Here is a 16,203-nt window from a genome sequence, read left to right as displayed (position 1 = left end):
TTAGTTGGTGCCGCTATTGAGTCCCTTGACGGGCACGAGGGTCTGCTTGCCGTCGGCGCCGATGACCACGGCGATGCCGGCGAGGTAGTTGATCCAATGGCGGTCTTCGAAATAGCGGAGCCCGATTTTCCTGTTGGAGATGGAGATCACGAGCGGGACGAGGAACTGGTCATGCGAGCACACGACGCTGATGCGGCTCTTTTTCGAGATGACGCCCACCAGGAAGTCGTCGACAAACTGCTTGGTACGTTCGTCCAGGTCGTAGAAGGCGTCGGCATATTCGCCGTTGTATGCCCAGCCCGTGGTCACCATGTAGTTCATGTCGGTGCCCTGGGACTTGTATTCGTCGTACTTCGCGTTGTCCTTGATGTACCAGCTGCCGTTGAGGATGGGGTAGGCGTCGTGGACAAATTCGGTTTCTCCGCGGCCGACGGCGATGTTCTCGAGGGTTTCGCGCGTGCGGACGTATTCGGAGTGGGCGTAGTAGGCGCCTTCGGCGGATGCAATCTTTTCGCCTACGCTACGGGCCTGGTAAATGCCTACGTCGGTCAGGTGGGAGGTGCGTCCGGAACTTGCCTGCCTGTCGGCATGGCGCAGCACGAACACGACCTTGTCGTCGGCCTTCAGGGAAGCGAAAACCTTGTTGATGCTGACGAAGGTGGAACCGAAATCGGCGGCGGTCGGGTCGTAGGCGCTTTCGTCGGTATCGTAGAAGATGGGACCCGCGTAGGTGGTGTCGCAGTAGACTGCGTCGCCATTGCCGGTTTCGAGGGGCTTCACGGTGCAGGTCGTCTTGTAAGAAGGTTCATCGACGTCCGTCCCTACGGCATAGGGATCGACGGGGGTAGCTGCGGAGGATTCGGGCTGCAGTGCGACCGACGAACTGCTCTCCGTCGGGTTCTGCGTCGCGGAGTCGGAAGAGCCGGTCTGGCTATCCTGGCTGGTGGAGGATGTTTCCGCGGCGGCGGAACTCTGGGGCTGGTTGCTGTCGGAACTTGTGGTCGGGGCGCTCGGCGAATCGTCGCCGCAGGCCGACAGGGAAAGCGCGAGACATGCGGTTGCTGCAAGGTAGGACAGTTTCATATGGAACCTCTCGGGTAGATCTCTACTTGTATTTACTTGGAAAAATACATAAAAAAATAAAGGAGGGGTATTTTTTCGCCCATTTTACCCTCCAAAAACCGATAAAGTGCAAAAACTGCTGAGGAACGTTATTGCGGAAAATGTCCCCTGAATCTATATTTTGAGTAAATGAAATGGTTAGGATGCATAATTGGGGGCCTCGCCCTTGCGCTGTCTGTCGCCTGCTCGGACGATATCAGTTCTATCGACCCGGATGGCGAGGGAACGCAAAATAATTGGCTGACGTTCAGCGCCATAGTAGCCTTCGATAAGCAAATCCATCATGATTCGGTAACCTTGACCCTGCTGGATTCGTCCTTGACCGAAATCCGGACATACCCGATGATTCCCAGCACCATGCTGTATTATGAATCGTACCAAACGGAGCCGCTGAGGCTGCCGAAGACGACTCCGGTTCCCTATGTCAAGATAACCTTGCATACCTCCGCCACCATCCACGGCAAAAAGGCGAAACTGCTGTTCTCGCGGTTTGCGTCGGTCGACGAATATGCGCCGGCGCTCAATATTTATACGGCGCTGGCCGCGAAACCCATAAGGCGCCTGATGCTGTCGGATTCCCTGTCTCTCGATTCCGCGACTGCGCTCGCCTACGCAGGTATCGACGATTTTTTCGGTATCGAGAATTACGACTTCGAAAGCGGGTATTTCACAAACAGCCCCGAGTATTTGCTGCCCTATGTCTACTGCCGCTACTTCATTTCGGATTCCATATTCTACAGCGATTTCCACGAGCTCGAAGACGCCATCGACAAGGGGGAATGGGGCGATACGCTTTTCCGCGTGCGCGCCGCCGACGCCTTGATGCGCTACTACGACAAGAGCGGATGGATCGGAGTCCGCGGCATTGACAGCTACGCCAACAGTTCCATCTACCCCATCGCGAACTTCCGCGAAAACGCACTCGGAATTGAATCCTGCTCCATCGAACGGAGCGGGGACACGATTGCCGTTGCGAACCGCCGGAGCGAATTCTATGACAGCGTGCTCGTATGCGACTATACAGGTAACAATATCATGAACCCCAAAATTCCCTACTGGCGGCGCATCACCCCCGACGAACGGAAATACGGGTACTGCATTAACGGCAAGGAAACCCTCACCGAAAAGGATTCGACATTCTACCTTTGCAGCGGGAACAGCTGGCAAGAAGTCAATGACATGAACACCGTGCTCAAGTCCATATATAAGGAATGCTACAGGTGGAACCAGCAAAGCATCTGCGAATTCAGGGGCACGCCATACATCTGCAGTTCCTACCTGTATATCGATTCGACATACGCCAGCATGGGCTACACGGAAGAAAAGACAGGATACGCCTGGATGAACGACACCGCGGCCATAAACAAATACTATCCTGAAGGTATTCCGGATACGATTGTCAAGGTCGAATACAGCGAGGAACCATGAGGATGTTCCGGGCTCCATATTCCATAGCGATCCTGTTGCTTATATGCATGGCCATGATGGCCGCATGCACTACCGACACGTACTATGCGGACGATTACAGGAATTGCGACAGGGAATTCGGCCTCAAGGAAGCAGATTCCGGCGCAGTCGAAAAAGTCGCTGCCGATACCCTCCGCTCGATCGAGGGGGGATTCAACCTGGCATCCTTCCTGGAACCGGTAAAGCTCGAAATCGGCTCCCTGGACAAGGACCTGGAAAAACAGGAATCCGTCACGGCACGAATCGAGCGGAACAGGATTTCCTTTACCTACAAGGTAAAGGAGATGTTCTTCACGGAACCGTATGTGGAATTCGACCTCACCTGCAGATTCCGCGATTCGAAGGACACGACCGAGATGCAGTTCCGCTCCATCGCGAAGCTTTCTGACAAAAGCGCGAGAAACATCAACCTGTACCGACTTCTCGAAAGCGAATACCTGAAAAACCTCATGCAGGAGGAGGGCGAGTCGTTTGACCTTGCGCAGAAGCATACGCACCAGGCGATTCACGATTTGCTCGACCCGGAGACGGAATTCAAATACGGTATCGGGAACGCCCCCTACGGATACGACACGCTCGAAACCTTCGCATATCTCTACAGCCTGTTCTTTATGAAGGACACGACTTTCTACAAGAATTTCAAGAAACTCTCCAAGGCAGTCGGCGGCGAGAAAAAGTGGGACGAGGTCCTTTCCCGGAAGAAGATTTCGGACAAGCTAATTGAGCATTACAGGCTCGGGCAATCGCAGTGCGACACGACTGTCCGCAACGAACTGAAGAAGGATATCGACTGGACACTGCTTCGCTACAACATGGCGCGGCGGATTGTAGACGATACCTTGACCTGCACGGCGGATACGGTGGCCCCGCGTGATACCGCCGATGTTCCCGATACAACGGCGAAGGATACTGCGAACGCCGATACCTTGCCCTCCCTCGCCGAGATATTCGGGGAATGCTCGATCAACCGCGAACAGCAGAAGGTGATGCTCGATACGGGAAAGTACTACATGTGCAAGGGCAAGGAATGGGTTCCCATCATGTCGCCCGCCTATTACGAAGACTACGGGGAAGAGGGCGATATCATGATCCGCGACGGGGAATATTTTAGATGTGACGGTGGATTTATGTGGATCCGCATTCCGGACGAGTTCGTCGTTCCTCCGGTCAAGGATTTGCAGCGGTGCGTTCTGGGAAACATAGCGCAATACGGTGACAAGGTTTACAGGTGCCACGGGTATTATCGCGACGGCGAATATGTCGGCACGTTCTGGTACGAACTGGCCGCGGACACCATTCCCGCTGTCCAGAGGAACGGCTTGTTCTGCGTCGATTCTACAAGCGGGCGCAAGGAAGAAGTCAACGGCCGCTACTGGACCTGTGTCCATGACGGTGCGCGCTATGCGTGGAGGGAAATGACTTTCACCAAGTCCATCGTTTACGCGTTCAGCCGGGAACACAAGGACGAATGCAAGAATGGCCCTGTAGGAACGACCATTTACTGGAACGAGGCGATAAGCAATTACTATTCGTCGAACGCCTACTCTGCATGCAGCGATGAGGCGCCTGAATGGGACTACATGGAGCTCGATGAACGGAATAATTACGGGATAGGCATTCTTGACGGGGGAGTATTCGTGGATTCTTCCACCATCGTCGCCCGGCATGGGGATTTTACGTATACCGTCAAGAGGATGCGTCCCTGGTACAAGCTCTTCGGTGTCGTCAATGTCGAGGCGGATATCGGCGGCAAGGAATACGGGGCGATTTTCAGGAACAAGGTTCCGTACCTTTCCGGCAAGAAGGGGACCGATTCCATAGCAGTCGAGTCCTTCCCCGGAAAGAGCGCAAGTTTCGATAGCTTTGTTGCGCAGTATATGCATTCGGATGGGGTGCTCCCCGCTTTCGGCGTGCGGTTCGTGCGCGTTGGCGAAGATTCGTTCATGGATTTCGGGAAGGCGGCGGGCTTCTGCCCGGATGGTTTCCACCTGCCCGATACGACCGAGTGGACGGAAGATCTGCTGAAGAGTTTCCCGGTGGAAGAGCGCTATAGCCAGGACAGTCCGCTGAAGGTCCGCTACGATGGGACGACCTACCTCTACGATATCTACTGGACTTCGGCTTCGAAGGATTCGGAAACGCATTACTGCTATGAGGTACGCTACGAGGGCAATACCGGTCCGCTGGGCCACACCGTCGAATGTCCGAACGATCTCTATCCGGGCGTGCAGACGTTGTGCTTCAAGGACGGGGAGGAGGAATGATGCGGAACTTCGTGAAAATGCTTTTGCTGATGGCCGCGCTTTCGGTGTCCGTATTCCTTGTCGCTTGCGGCGGGGAGGGCGGCGATTCGGTTTCGGGCGGCAGGCATATCGAGGGGAACATCTATCCCGAAAGCCGCTGGACCGCCCTGCAGGGAGGATTTTACCTGCACGTGCGCCTTGTCCCTGTCGCTGTCGAGGTGACGCTGCTTGACGAGCGTCTCGATTCCATCGGGACGGTCGACGTGAAACTCGTGCGCCACCGTAACGGTGCGACTTCCTTTGCCTCCGACTCGTTGGATCTCGCTTCGTCGCTATTGCGCATAAAGTTTACCTGCGTCTACGCGGATTCTTCCAGCGGACTCAAGATGGAGTTTGTGCAGTATGCCGATATTGACAAGGACAGCGTGACGGTGCTTTCCCTGTCGGACGCCCTGCAAAGCAAGCGCATCGAATTCCTGGTGCAGGAGGATGGGTTCGATCTCGAGGGCGCAAGGCGGAAAGCGAACCGTGAAGCCCGCTCGCTGCTCGATTACGACGCCCAGGGCGATTTATCCATGACGGTCTATATCAACCAGATATGCATTATCGAAAAGCCCGATACCGCCTTCTTTGCCAATTACATGAAACTGCGCGATGCCATGGGCGAAGACAAGACTTGGCGAGACTTCTTTTCGGAAACCGAGATTGGGGACACCCTCTTCAACCGCAACAGGTGGGAGGATTTCTGGATAAAGTCGTTCGGGCTCCCGGCATGTGACAGCTCGAACTACAAGGATACTGCGAGCGTAAAGAACAAGGAGAGCGCCCATTACGGGAAGGTATTTGTATGCGACAATCCTGAATACGTGAACAAGTACAAGTGGCGCCTGATGACGGATTTCGAAAAGGATATCGGCGTATGCACTCCCGCCCTGCGTGATACGGCCGGTTTCGGGCACGTGGTGTACGTGTGCGACTCTGCAAGGGCGGAATGGAAGAAGATGCCCGAAAAGCAGGGGCTCCTCTATCTTTACGGAGAATGCAGGAACGAAGTCGAAGGCGACAGCGTCCTTTACGATTCGGTTTACTATGTCTGTGCGAGCCACACGGATTGGCTTTCCAGGGTCATCTGGGAATGGAAGGTGCCCTTGGATGACCAATGGAGCGATCCGGTGAACATCTTTGTCCGTAAGCACGAGGGCCTGTGCAATGGCGGGCGCTCTGGCGAAATGGCCCTGATCGAAGGCAAGTATTACCTGTGCAAGGATTCGGCGTGGAAAGAAATCGACAGGGCTACCTATTTCTTGGGCGAATGTGACAGCCTGGGGAGGGGCAAGAAGGCCCACCATGATTCAGTCGGCTACTTTATATGCAGGCCGGATGAATGGCCCAGGTCTGGCTCGAAATGGGAAGAGGTCCTGATACCAGACTACTACGGAGACGAATGCAAGCCGGAACTTGCCGGCTATGTGAAGAAGTACGATGGAACCCTGTATATCTGCAGGGCCAGGGCTGGATTCTCGGGTTCCCACTGGGAAGTCCCGTCTTATACGGACATTGCGGAACCTGTAAGGAACGGCAACCTTTGCGAGATGGCAAACGAGGGCGAGGTCGTCGAATATGGCGGCGTGGGCTACAAGTGCGGCTTCCCGGTATGGGAGAAGGCCACCGATTATGAGCTCAAGGTGCACAGGGCGATAGTGCGCAACAAGTACAAGCCGGACCTTTGCTTCAATGGCACGGACCGGATATCCATCTTCTGGGACGAAGCTGACACTGCGCTTTACGGCTGCGTCGAAAAGTTCACGGAGGCGAACTACGGATGGGGACAGGTGCGCTACGAAATGAAGTATGCAGCCTTTGCGGATATCCATGATCCGAGAGACGTGGCCGGCGGCATATACGAGAATGGTGACTATATCATAACCAGGAATGGATGGAAATACTCGTTCTACATTAGCGGTCTGAGCAGCAGCGGAGACAAATACGGGATATTGAACCTCAAGTCGGTTGTTTCGGAGACAGGTGCGCCGTTCGAAATTACGGGAATGAACGATCTTAGGAGGGAGATGGTGATTCGTGCCGCGATCGGCGACAGTGCCGTAGCGCTTGACGCGATTGACGGAAAGAGCGCATCGTTCGATGCCTACTTTACGGACTGGAAGCAGCAGGTGGTGGAATCGACCGGTTGCCCGGATGCGACTATCACCGGAATCAGCTGCGTTTCGGACTGGGGCACATCCACGGTCGACGTGGTATTCAACCATTACAACGAGAACTCCTACACGACCTGGGAACAGGCGAAGGACTTCTGCCCCGAGGGGTCGCACATCCCGAGCGCGGATGAATGGCTGTACCAGAATTATGCGGATTGGTTCAGTATCGCGAAGGATCGCGCGCTGCGGGTAAGGCAGAAGAAGGATTCCGGCGATTACGGGACTTTCGATGTAGAGTACAGCTTCGTGTGGACCAGCACGGAAAAGGATTCGGAGACGCAGTACTGCTTTGAATACGTCAAGGTGAGCAGCGGCTGGTACCAGGAAAAAACCATTCTGAGCGGGATTGTCGAATGCCCCAAGGACCTCTACCCGATGGTGCAGGCAATTTGCGTTAGCGACGGGAGGGAAGAATGAGAAATGCTCGCTTCGTGAAGTTCCTAGCAGTTCCCGCCCTCCTGTGCGCAGCGTTATTGACAGGCTGCTCCATGACGGATTATGAAATCGAGAAAGAAAGCCATACCTGGAGATTCGTAGGTCTCGTCGATGATTCTACGGCCCTCGTGAGCGTAGCGCTCGAGCAATGGGGGGAGGAACACGACCATCACCTGATGGGATGGGACGACGATTTCCACTGGACGAAAGATACGCGCTTCTATCCCGTGAGGATGGGCTCGTACTGGCGCGGAAAGGGAGGCAGTTCTGCACAGGATACGCTACCCCAGAAGGCCGAAACGGACGACTATACCATTCGCTACGAAAAACTCGACAAGTACTTCTCGACCTGCGGGGCGATACTGAGCGACAGGAAGGGCAATGATCTCGATACCCTGGAACTGGAGCGGTGCAGTTCCGATTCGGCAAGGTTCGTCGGGAGCTATGTCAGGATAGACAACGGCTTTTATCTTGTACAAGATGACCGGTTCCCCAGACAAAGGCCCGCCTACCGTTTTGAACATACGGGAGGGGCAATCAAGTTTACCGACGCGAACGGCGACTACATTATCTATGGCGGGAAACCGTAACGATGGCGCTTGAACGGGAAAGGGTGTCGCACGAGTTTCCGGCGGTTTACGACCGGGAATCGCGTGTGCTTCTGCTGGGGTCGATTCCGTCTCCCAAGTCGCGCGAGGTGGGGTTCTATTACGGGCATCCGCAGAACCGGTTCTGGAAAGTGCTTGCCGCCGTCCTGGGCGAAGATGCCCCCGCAACCATTCCGCAGAAAAAAAACATGCTCAAAAAGCACCATATTGCGCTCTGGGATGTGCTGGAAAGCTGCACTATCGTAGGCGCGAGCGACACGAGCATCGAGGACGTGGTTCCGAACAAAATAAGCGGTCTCGTGAAGGCCTCGAAGGTTTCGCGCATCTTTTGCACGGGCGCCACGGCTTACAGGCTGTACCAGAAATACTGCGCTGCCGAAGTGGGAATCGATGCCGTGAAGCTGCCCTCGACATCGCCCGCGAACTGCGCCGTCTCGATGGAAAAGCTTGTCGAGGCTTATCGGGCGATTCTGTAGCGACCGCAAATTTGTATTTTTGTTCCCGAGAGGTTTTTTATGAGCATTTCGATGCAAGATGTGATGAAAGAGTCCGGCGTGGCTTTCGGCACGAGCGGTGCCCGCGGCCTGGTGACGGCGATGACGGACCGCGTGTGCTATGTTTACGCGCGCTGCTTTATCAAGTACTGCGAGGCGAGCTACAAGTGCGAACGCACGATTGCGATTGCGGGTGACCTGCGCCCGAGTACGGAACGCATTTTGAAGGCGCTCGTGAAGGCGGGCGAGGACAGCGCGTGGAAGGTCGTGTACTGCGGCCGCATCCCGAGCCCGGCGATTGCGCTGTACGGTATCGACAAGGCGCTCCCGACCATCATGGTGACGGGTAGCCATATCCCCGCCGACCGCAACGGCATCAAGTTCAACCACCCGAAGGGCGAAATTTCCAAGAAGGACGAACAGGGAATCGTCTCGCAGTCGGTGGATTTCGACGAATCGATTTTTGACGCGGCTGGCATGCTGAAGGATGCGCCCGCGCTCCCGGCGGTCGAGATGGAAGCCGAGGAAAACTACCTGAAGCGCTATCCGGCGTTCTTCGGCAGCAAGGCTTTGCAAGGCCTCACCATCGGCGTGTACCAGCATTCCGCCGTGGGCCGCGACATCGTGGTGAAGGTGCTCGAGAGCCTGGGTGCCGCGGTGAAGCCGTTCGCACGTAGCGAGACGTTCATCCCGGTCGATACCGAGGCCATCCGCAAGGAAGACGAAGACCTTGCCCGCGATTTCGCACACAAGGATTTTGTCGATGCGATCTTCAGCACCGACGGCGACTCTGACCGCCCGCTTTTGGCAGACGATACCGGCATGTGGCTGCGTGGCGACGTGCTGGGCATCCTCGCTGCCCAGGCGCTTGGCATCAAGCGCATTGCAACTCCGGTGAGTTGCAACACGTCGCTCGAAAAATGCGGCAGCTTCGAGAAAATTTGCCGCACCCGCATCGGCAGCCCCTACGTGATTGCCGGCATGGAAAGCCTGGTGGATGCAAACGTCTCTGTCGCTGGCTACGAGGCGAACGGCGGCTTTTTGCTGCAGACGGACCTCACGCGCAAATTCGAGGATGGCACGCGAACGCTCCCGGCTCTCCCGACTCGCGACGCGCTGCTCCCGATGCTTGCCGTGATGGTGCGCGTGCGCGAAGAACGCCTCTGCGTCGTCGACCTCCTGAAGAAACTCCCGAAGCGCTTTACGCTCAGCGACCGCCTCAAGGAATTCCCGACCGCGACCTCGAAGGCCAAACTTGCCGAAATCCGCGAGCAGAAACTCGGCGAAAAGCTTTTCGGCGCGCTGAGGGCGAAGCCGAGCCGTTTCGCGAAGCCCGGTGCCGACGGCAAGATGCCCGCACCCTTCCACGGCGACATCGTCTCCATCGACGAGACCGACGGCTACCGCATGGAGTTCGATTCCGGCGATATTGTGCACCTGCGCCCGAGCGGCAACGCTCCTGAGTTCCGTTGCTACGTGGAAACGGGCGACAAGGAACGTTCCGCCGAGCTCCTTGCCGGCTGCATGAAGATCATGGAAGGCTGGCGCGGCTAATTTTTGTATCTTGTCCCATATGTCCAAGAAAATCCTCCTGCCCCTGCTTCTGCTAAGCGTCGCCGCGTTTGCCGCGAGCGGCCGCTACTGGAATACGGGGCTCGGGGGCACGACGATGAAGTTCCTCTCGATGCAGGCGTCGCCTCGAAGTGCGGCCCTATCCGGTGCGGGTGTCGCTTCTCCCGTGCGCCTCTCCGAACTGACGCGCAATCCGCTGGCCGCCACGACCGTCTCGCAGGCGGAGATAGGGTTCAGCCAGATTGTCTTTGGCGATGCGGGTGCAGACAACTTTGTCTCCATCTACTACGGGCTTCCGCTCAATGACCTGTTCGTGCTTTCGATGGGGCTCGAGTTCCTGGGCTATGGCGATATCGAGGGCCGCGACGAGGAAGGGTTCGTCACGTCGGACTATTCGGCCTATGCTTGGGCGGCCCAGGCGGGAATCGGCAATCACGGCCGCCCGTTCGCATGGTCGTTGCAGACGCGTTTTGCCTACCAGGCGATCGACGATGAATCGACGCTAGGTATTTTGGCCGATGCGGGCGCATCCTACCGCGTGAATCGCTTTGTCGCGTTCGGTGCGACGGTTACGAATTTCGGCTACGTGACCGAAAGCGAATACAGCGGCGAACATGAAGCCGCCCCGATGGCCTTGCAGGCGGGAATCACGGGTTCCATTCCTGTAGGTAGCCTCCTGCACCTGGAAAGCATGTGGGATGTGCACCTCTCCGCCGATATCTACAGGCGTGCCGACATGGAAGATTTTGAATGGCGCTTCGGTGGCGAAATTTCGTATCAGGAATTCGTTTCGCTTCGCGCAGGCTATGCGTTGCGCCCCGAAACCGAGGACGGTCTGAGTGCGGGTATCGGCATTGCCTTCGGTTCCTGCGTGTTCGATTACGGTTATTCGCCGCGTCCGGCTCTCGCTTCGGGCAACCACTACCTTGGCGTGGGCTACAGGTTCTAGCCTCCTCGCTATCCGTGCTTCTGTATCTGGTAGCAGAGGCAGCCCCTGCTGATACCGAGTTTCCTTGAAGCCTTGCACTTGTTCCAGTCGCATGAATCCAGGGCGTCCTTGATGATGTCCCAGTCGGGGGCGTTTTTGCGGCGCCTTGTCCAGATGCGCATGATGTTCTTTTTGGAATCGAACACCGCCGGCGTTGCGAATTCTTCTTCGAGGATTTCTTCGAGCTTGATTCCGTGCGGACAGAGTAGGGCGAACCGCTGCAATACGTTTTTCAGCTGCCGCACGTTTCCGGGCCAGCTGAACCGCTGTAGCGCCGCGAGGTTGTAGGCGGTGAGTTTGTTTGGAATCTCTTCGAGGGTGGCTGTGCTTACGTTATCGAGAATACCGTTCCATATTGACGTGGCGATGTCGTCGAAATCGTCGCGTTCGCGTAGGGGAAGGATCTGCACCGGGAATACGTTCAACCTGAAAAAGAGGTCTTCGCGGAATCGCTTTGCGGAGATTTCCTCCTTGAGGTTCCTGTTGGTGGCGCAGACGAGCCTGAAATCGACGGGGATGCTCCGGGTGCTTCCGACGGGCATTACCGTGCGTTCCTGCAGTATCCGCAGCAGCTTGCTTTGCGCCTCCAGGGGCAGCTCCCCGATTTCGTCGAGGAAAAGGGTTCCGCCGTTCGCGGCTCGCACGATTCCCTTCTGGTCGCTTTCGGAGCCGGTGTATGCACCCTTTATCGAACCTTCCAGGGTGCTCTCGATCAGGTTCTGTGAAAGCGCCGCACAGTTGACGGCGATGAAGGGGCCGTGCTTGCGGTGGCCGTGTTCGTGGATGTAGCGTGCGGCGACTTCTTTCCCGGCGCCCGATTCTCCCTGGATGAGGACGGGGACGGAAGATTTTGCGGCGATGTTCAGCAGTTCGTTCGGTTGTTTCATGGGAGTCTCCTACCCTAAAAACGATTGAAACGCCATTTTGTTCCCTGCCGATGCCGTTTTTTTACATTTGCGTCGCAATTTTTACAAAACCTTGCCGCACTTTCTCCGTTTTTCTATCTTTGTCCGCGCTCGGGGATTCTCCTCGGCAGACATAGACACAAAAACCAAGTGGCTGGCCAGATGGGTAGGCTTGGGCACGACGACCGTGAGGAAAGCGGTTGCGCTCGAAGCCGAGAGGTTTGGTGGCCCGAAAGGAAAAAATGAGTCAAAGAATCGTATGTAAGTTCGGCGGCAGCTCTGTCGCCGATGCAGGCCAGTTCAAGAAGATCAAGGCCATCGTTGAATCCGACAAGAACCGCAAGGTCATCGTCGTTTCCGCACCCGGCAAGCGCAATCCCAAAGAGACGAAGCTTACCGACCTCCTCTACAGCACCTACGACCTCGCCTCCAAGGGCCTCGACTTTTCGACCCCGTGGAACCTGATCCGTCAGCGCTACGACGAAATCTGCAAGGACCTCGGTCTTGAAGACAAGCTGACCGAAGACCTCGACAGCCTCGAAGACAAGCTGAAGAACCAGCCCGAATCCGTGAGCACGGACTTCCTCGTGAGCCGTGGCGAATTCCTGTGCGCACGCCTCATGGCCAAGTACCTGGGCGCAAACTTCGTCGACACCTTCCCGCTGATTACTTTCGACGACAAGTACCGCATTGTCCCGAAGACCTATGAAGACATCGCGAAGACCCTCTCCGACGAGAACCAGCTCTATGTGCTGCCGGGCTTCTACGGTGCAAACCTCCGTGGCGAAGTCAAGACCTTCAGCCGTGGCGGCTCCGACATTACGGGTGCCATTCTCGCTAACGGCATCGATGCCGCCAAGTACGAGAACTGGACCGACGTCTCGGGCATGCTCATGGCTGACCCGCGCATCGTCGAAAATCCGCTGCCGATCGAATACGTGAGCTACCGCGAAATCCGCGAACTCGCCTACTCCGGCGCAAGCGTGCTCCACGACGAATCTATCGCTCCGTGCCGCGCGAAGAAGATTCCTATCAACATCCGCAACACGAACCGCCCCGAAGATGCGGGCACCATTATCGGCCCCACTCCGGAAGAAGCAAAGCTCCCGATTACGGGTGTCGCCGGCCGTAAGGGCTTCTCGATGATCTACATCGAAAAGTCCATGATGAACAAGGAAGTGGGCTTTGGTCGCCGCGTGCTCGCCGTGCTCGAAAGCGAAGGCCTCTCCTACGAACTGTGCCCGAGCGCCATCGACTCCATGAGCATCGTGGTGGATTCTAAGGCCCTCGACGCCGTGCAGGACGTGGTCCTCGAAGACATCACGCAGCAGATGCGCCCCGACCGTATCAAGGTGTTCCCGGGCATCTCGCTCATCGCGACTGTCGGTCACGGCATGACGAACAAGATCGGTGTGGCTGCAAAGCTCTTCACCGCTCTTGCCGAGAACAAGGTGAACGTCCGCATCATCGACCAGGGTTCTTCGCAGATCAACATCATCACCGGTGTTGACGAAGCCGATACCGAGAAGGCTATCAAGGCCATCTACGGCGCGTTCGTTAAATAACCCGCGAAAGCAAAAGTTAAAAGACGACCCGGAATAAAATCCGGGCCGTTTTTAATTTATCAAAAATCTGATTTTATCTCTTCCTCACTGTCTTGACGGCGGGGCTGATTTTCTTTTCGCCGTTGCCGAGGTATCGGCCCTGCATGTCGAACACGCGGGCATCACCCTTTAGGAACGGCAGGCTTGCGCGCCTTGAAATGGCTGTCGTTTCGCCGGTGCTGTCTGATGCTGTGCCGGTAGTGTCTGCCGATTCGGTGATGTTGAAGTAGTCAATTTGAAAATAGTTGATGGAACTCTGCCCCTTATACCCTTCCACAAGCGCCATGACATCGGTTATCTTGCCCACCTTCAGGCCGAGCTCTTCCCACTTCTTGAAGTGGGCGGTAATGTCGACGTGCCCGCTATCGCGCTTGGTGCGTCGGATGCTGAAATACTGCTTGAACGAGGAGTCGCCCTGGACGCCCATGTGACTGTTGGCGGTGTTCTGCCAGATGTCGTAGGTGTCGCCATCGACGGTGAATTCGCCGAGCCTGGTTCCGAAAGTGGATGTGTCGGCTGTATCTTTGATTATCCAGTAGTCTATGATATAGAATTCGGTTTTCGGCTCGGTGGTATTGCCTTGGATGCCAACCAGAAAATAGGGGGTGCCGAAGCCGCCGCCTTTTGTGCGAAACTTGTAGTCCGCCGCAAAGTTGCCATGCTGGTCGAAGGTCTTTGGCTCGTCGAACTTGGGACCAAAGCGCACGATAGCGTCCGCGACCTTGGAGTAAACTAAGTAGCCGCCATCATCGTAGCACTCCAAATAAGCATTGTAGCCATCGCGCCAGACTTCGTAACTGTAGTTTGTACCGTCTATCGTGCCGGAGGCGTAGTTTTCGCCCTCCGCGGGCCATGCGTTAGGACACCTTTCCGCATAGATAGTCGTAGCCAAGCCCATGGTGAGGGCGATTCCTAAACCCACTAGATTCTTCATGCTACTAATATATACTTTTTGCGGCCCGGTGGGCGTTAATTCTGCTTAACCTTCGCGCCGTTCGCCTTGAAATACTGCGAATTCTCGTTCAGGGAACGGCTGTTCTGTAAACGCCCGTTCAGGAACAATTCGCGTTTTTGCGATTTTTCGTCGCGGGCATTGAAGTCGCGGCGGGTCTCGCGTGGTATCGCAATGCCGGTTGTGGAATCGGGTGACGCAGGCTCCACGCTGGATTCCAGTTTCCATTTTTCGAGGGAATCTAGGCCCGCATTCCCGAGCACGGCCAAGTCATAGCCGATGACCTTCAAAGCCCCCGCGGCGTATGCGGAATCGAGCTGTGCCGAAATCCTTGCGCTGTCGGCAAGCGCGTGCGAATCGTCGGTGCGGAACAGTTCCATGTCCACCCAGAATTCGATTTCGTATTGATTGCAGGCGCTTGCGACTGCCCGCTCGTACTGTGCCACGTTCGATGTTTCGGCATGGTGCTTGCCTGCGTCGCTTGCGCCCACGCCGTCCTGCACGGCGATTACGTCGGGCTTGAACCCTGCTGCAAAGAGCTTTTCGAAAAACGATTGCAGCTTTGCGGGCGATTCTAGGTTCTGGTTGTAGAATGGGGCCGCCATCACCTTCCAGCCCTTAGCCTGTGCGGCTTCGGTGACCGGTTTCAAGAAGTGCTTCGTAAGCATTTCCGGAGTTGCATCATCGCGCAGGCCGTCCCAGTAGTAGCGCGCAATCTCTTGCGGAATGTACACGCCCGCGACTACGGTCTCGCTACCATAAAGCGCGTAGATTTCTTCAAGCACTTTCAGGTTGCGTGCAGACAAAGTATCAAGCTGTTCGGCGGTCGGTGGCGTGTACCAGTTGTCGCCATTGTAGTATAGCCCGAGCCAGACCCTGGTTCCGGTAGCCTTCGCCGCCTCGATACTCTTGGGGAAAAGTTCATTGTTCTTGTATTGCGTGTTCTGCAGAAAGTCAAGTTGCGAGGGGTAGTACAAGTGCGTCGCCTCGACCGCGGCGTACTGCAATACGACTTCGTCCATCCCGAGCGCGTGCAAACGCTGGTGCATGTGCGTGATGGAATCCTGCGGGTAGTAGGCGGTCGACCAGCCCGCGTCGAAAACACCCGCGAACCCCGCCGCATGAACTGCGCCGGCAAACGGCCCGATTGCAAGCGAAAACACTCCGCACAGGAGCGATGTAATTACTACCCTTCGCACATTGCTGTTTTAATTTTCTTGCGTATCGTCCTTGGCGGGGGTGTCGTTCTCGCTGTCCATTGTGCCCGTCATGAAGTCGTAGCACATTTGATCGGCCATGTCGCCAATGTCGTCGAGCGTCATGCCGCCTGCCGGAGTAGTTTCGCTCTCGCCGTCCTTGGTCATCACGAGGTTGTCGCCATCAAGGGCGTACACGATTTCTTCCGTCTGGCCGTCCTTGGTCATGGTTATGGTCACCTTGCTGCCCTTGTTGATGGTGCAGGTCGGGGAACTGGATGCCGAAGAGGAATCGTCGCCACATGCGGTAAAGAGAACGCTTGCGCCGATAACGGCTGCGAGGAACATTTTTTTCATCGTAATACTCCTTGGATTTTTAGACACAAGTAATATATACCATG

13 protein-coding genes are annotated in these 16,203 nt (G+C 56.1%); 8 read left to right on the top strand and 5 right to left on the bottom strand.

The window, feature by feature from the left end; genetic code table 11:
* On the bottom strand, positions 1-1,083 hold the full coding sequence (locus B4B27_RS01285; protein WP_290722888.1) for a histidine phosphatase family protein: 1,083 nt from the start codon (positions 1,081-1,083) through the stop codon (positions 1-3).
* Positions 1,084-1,251: 168 nt separating this feature from the next.
* Here B4B27_RS01285 and B4B27_RS01280 point away from each other — a divergent pair, with 168 nt between their 5' ends.
* Genes B4B27_RS01280 through B4B27_RS01250 form a run of 7 tightly spaced genes read left to right on the top strand, consistent with a single transcriptional unit; the run spans position 1,252 to position 11,106 of the window.
* Positions 1,252-2,550 carry a hypothetical protein gene (locus B4B27_RS01280; RefSeq protein ID WP_290722887.1) on the top strand — a complete coding sequence of 433 codons (1,299 nt, stop codon included), beginning with the start codon at positions 1,252-1,254 and terminating at the stop codon, positions 2,548-2,550.
* 2 nt (positions 2,551-2,552) lie between these two features.
* Positions 2,553-4,853: a hypothetical protein gene (locus tag B4B27_RS01275; protein ID WP_290722885.1), complete on the top strand. Its 2,301-nt coding sequence runs from the start codon at positions 2,553-2,555 to the stop codon at positions 4,851-4,853.
* Positions 4,850-7,465, top strand: coding sequence for a hypothetical protein (locus B4B27_RS01270; protein WP_290722883.1), 2,616 nt, complete (start codon positions 4,850-4,852; stop codon positions 7,463-7,465). Before B4B27_RS01275 ends, B4B27_RS01270 begins: the two co-directional genes overlap by 4 nt.
* Complete coding sequence (locus tag B4B27_RS01265) at positions 7,462-8,073, top strand: hypothetical protein (protein WP_290722880.1); 612 nt, start codon at positions 7,462-7,464, stop codon at positions 8,071-8,073. Before B4B27_RS01270 ends, B4B27_RS01265 begins: the two co-directional genes overlap by 4 nt.
* 2 nt (positions 8,074-8,075) lie before the next feature.
* The gene (locus tag B4B27_RS01260; RefSeq protein ID WP_290722878.1) at positions 8,076-8,567 is read left to right on the top strand and encodes a DNA-deoxyinosine glycosylase; all 492 of its coding nucleotides are present in this window, start codon (positions 8,076-8,078) and stop codon (positions 8,565-8,567) included.
* 39 nt (positions 8,568-8,606) lie between these two features.
* Positions 8,607-10,139, top strand: coding sequence for a phosphomannomutase (locus B4B27_RS01255; RefSeq protein WP_290722877.1), 1,533 nt, complete (start codon positions 8,607-8,609; stop codon positions 10,137-10,139).
* Between the two features lie 19 nt (positions 10,140-10,158).
* Positions 10,159-11,106, top strand: a complete 948-nt coding sequence (locus B4B27_RS01250) for a PorV/PorQ family protein (RefSeq protein ID WP_290722876.1) — start codon at positions 10,159-10,161, stop codon at positions 11,104-11,106.
* An 8-nt stretch (positions 11,107-11,114) separates the two neighbouring features.
* On the opposite strand, the gene B4B27_RS01245 is transcribed toward B4B27_RS01250, so the two are convergent.
* On the bottom strand, positions 11,115-12,032 hold the full coding sequence (locus tag B4B27_RS01245; protein WP_173381699.1) for a sigma 54-interacting transcriptional regulator: 918 nt from the start codon (positions 12,030-12,032) through the stop codon (positions 11,115-11,117).
* Positions 12,033-12,292: 260 nt separating this feature from the next.
* Here B4B27_RS01245 and B4B27_RS01240 point away from each other — a divergent pair, with 260 nt between their 5' ends.
* Positions 12,293-13,615 carry an aspartate kinase gene (locus B4B27_RS01240; RefSeq protein ID WP_290722874.1) on the top strand — a complete coding sequence of 441 codons (1,323 nt, stop codon included), beginning with the start codon at positions 12,293-12,295 and terminating at the stop codon, positions 13,613-13,615.
* A 73-nt stretch (positions 13,616-13,688) separates the two neighbouring features.
* On the opposite strand, the gene B4B27_RS01235 is transcribed toward B4B27_RS01240, so the two are convergent.
* The 3 genes from B4B27_RS01235 to B4B27_RS01225 are packed head-to-tail and all read right to left on the bottom strand — an operon-like array spanning position 13,689 to position 16,159.
* Positions 13,689-14,588 (bottom strand): glycoside hydrolase family 11 protein, encoded by a 900-nt coding sequence (locus B4B27_RS01235; RefSeq protein WP_290722873.1) that lies wholly within the window; start codon positions 14,586-14,588, stop codon positions 13,689-13,691.
* A gap of 35 nt (positions 14,589-14,623) precedes the next feature.
* Positions 14,624-15,805 (bottom strand): DUF4434 domain-containing protein, encoded by a 1,182-nt coding sequence (locus B4B27_RS01230; RefSeq protein ID WP_290722872.1) that lies wholly within the window; start codon positions 15,803-15,805, stop codon positions 14,624-14,626.
* A gap of 9 nt (positions 15,806-15,814) precedes the next feature.
* Positions 15,815-16,159, bottom strand: coding sequence for a hypothetical protein (locus B4B27_RS01225; RefSeq protein WP_290722870.1), 345 nt, complete (start codon positions 16,157-16,159; stop codon positions 15,815-15,817).
* Positions 16,160-16,203 lie beyond the last annotated feature (44 nt).

Source organism: Fibrobacter sp. UBA2449 (assembly GCF_002342555.1).
Taxonomy (GTDB): Bacteria; Fibrobacterota; Fibrobacteria; order Fibrobacterales; family Fibrobacteraceae; genus Fibrobacter.
This window is presented reverse-complemented; position numbering and strand designations above follow the sequence as displayed.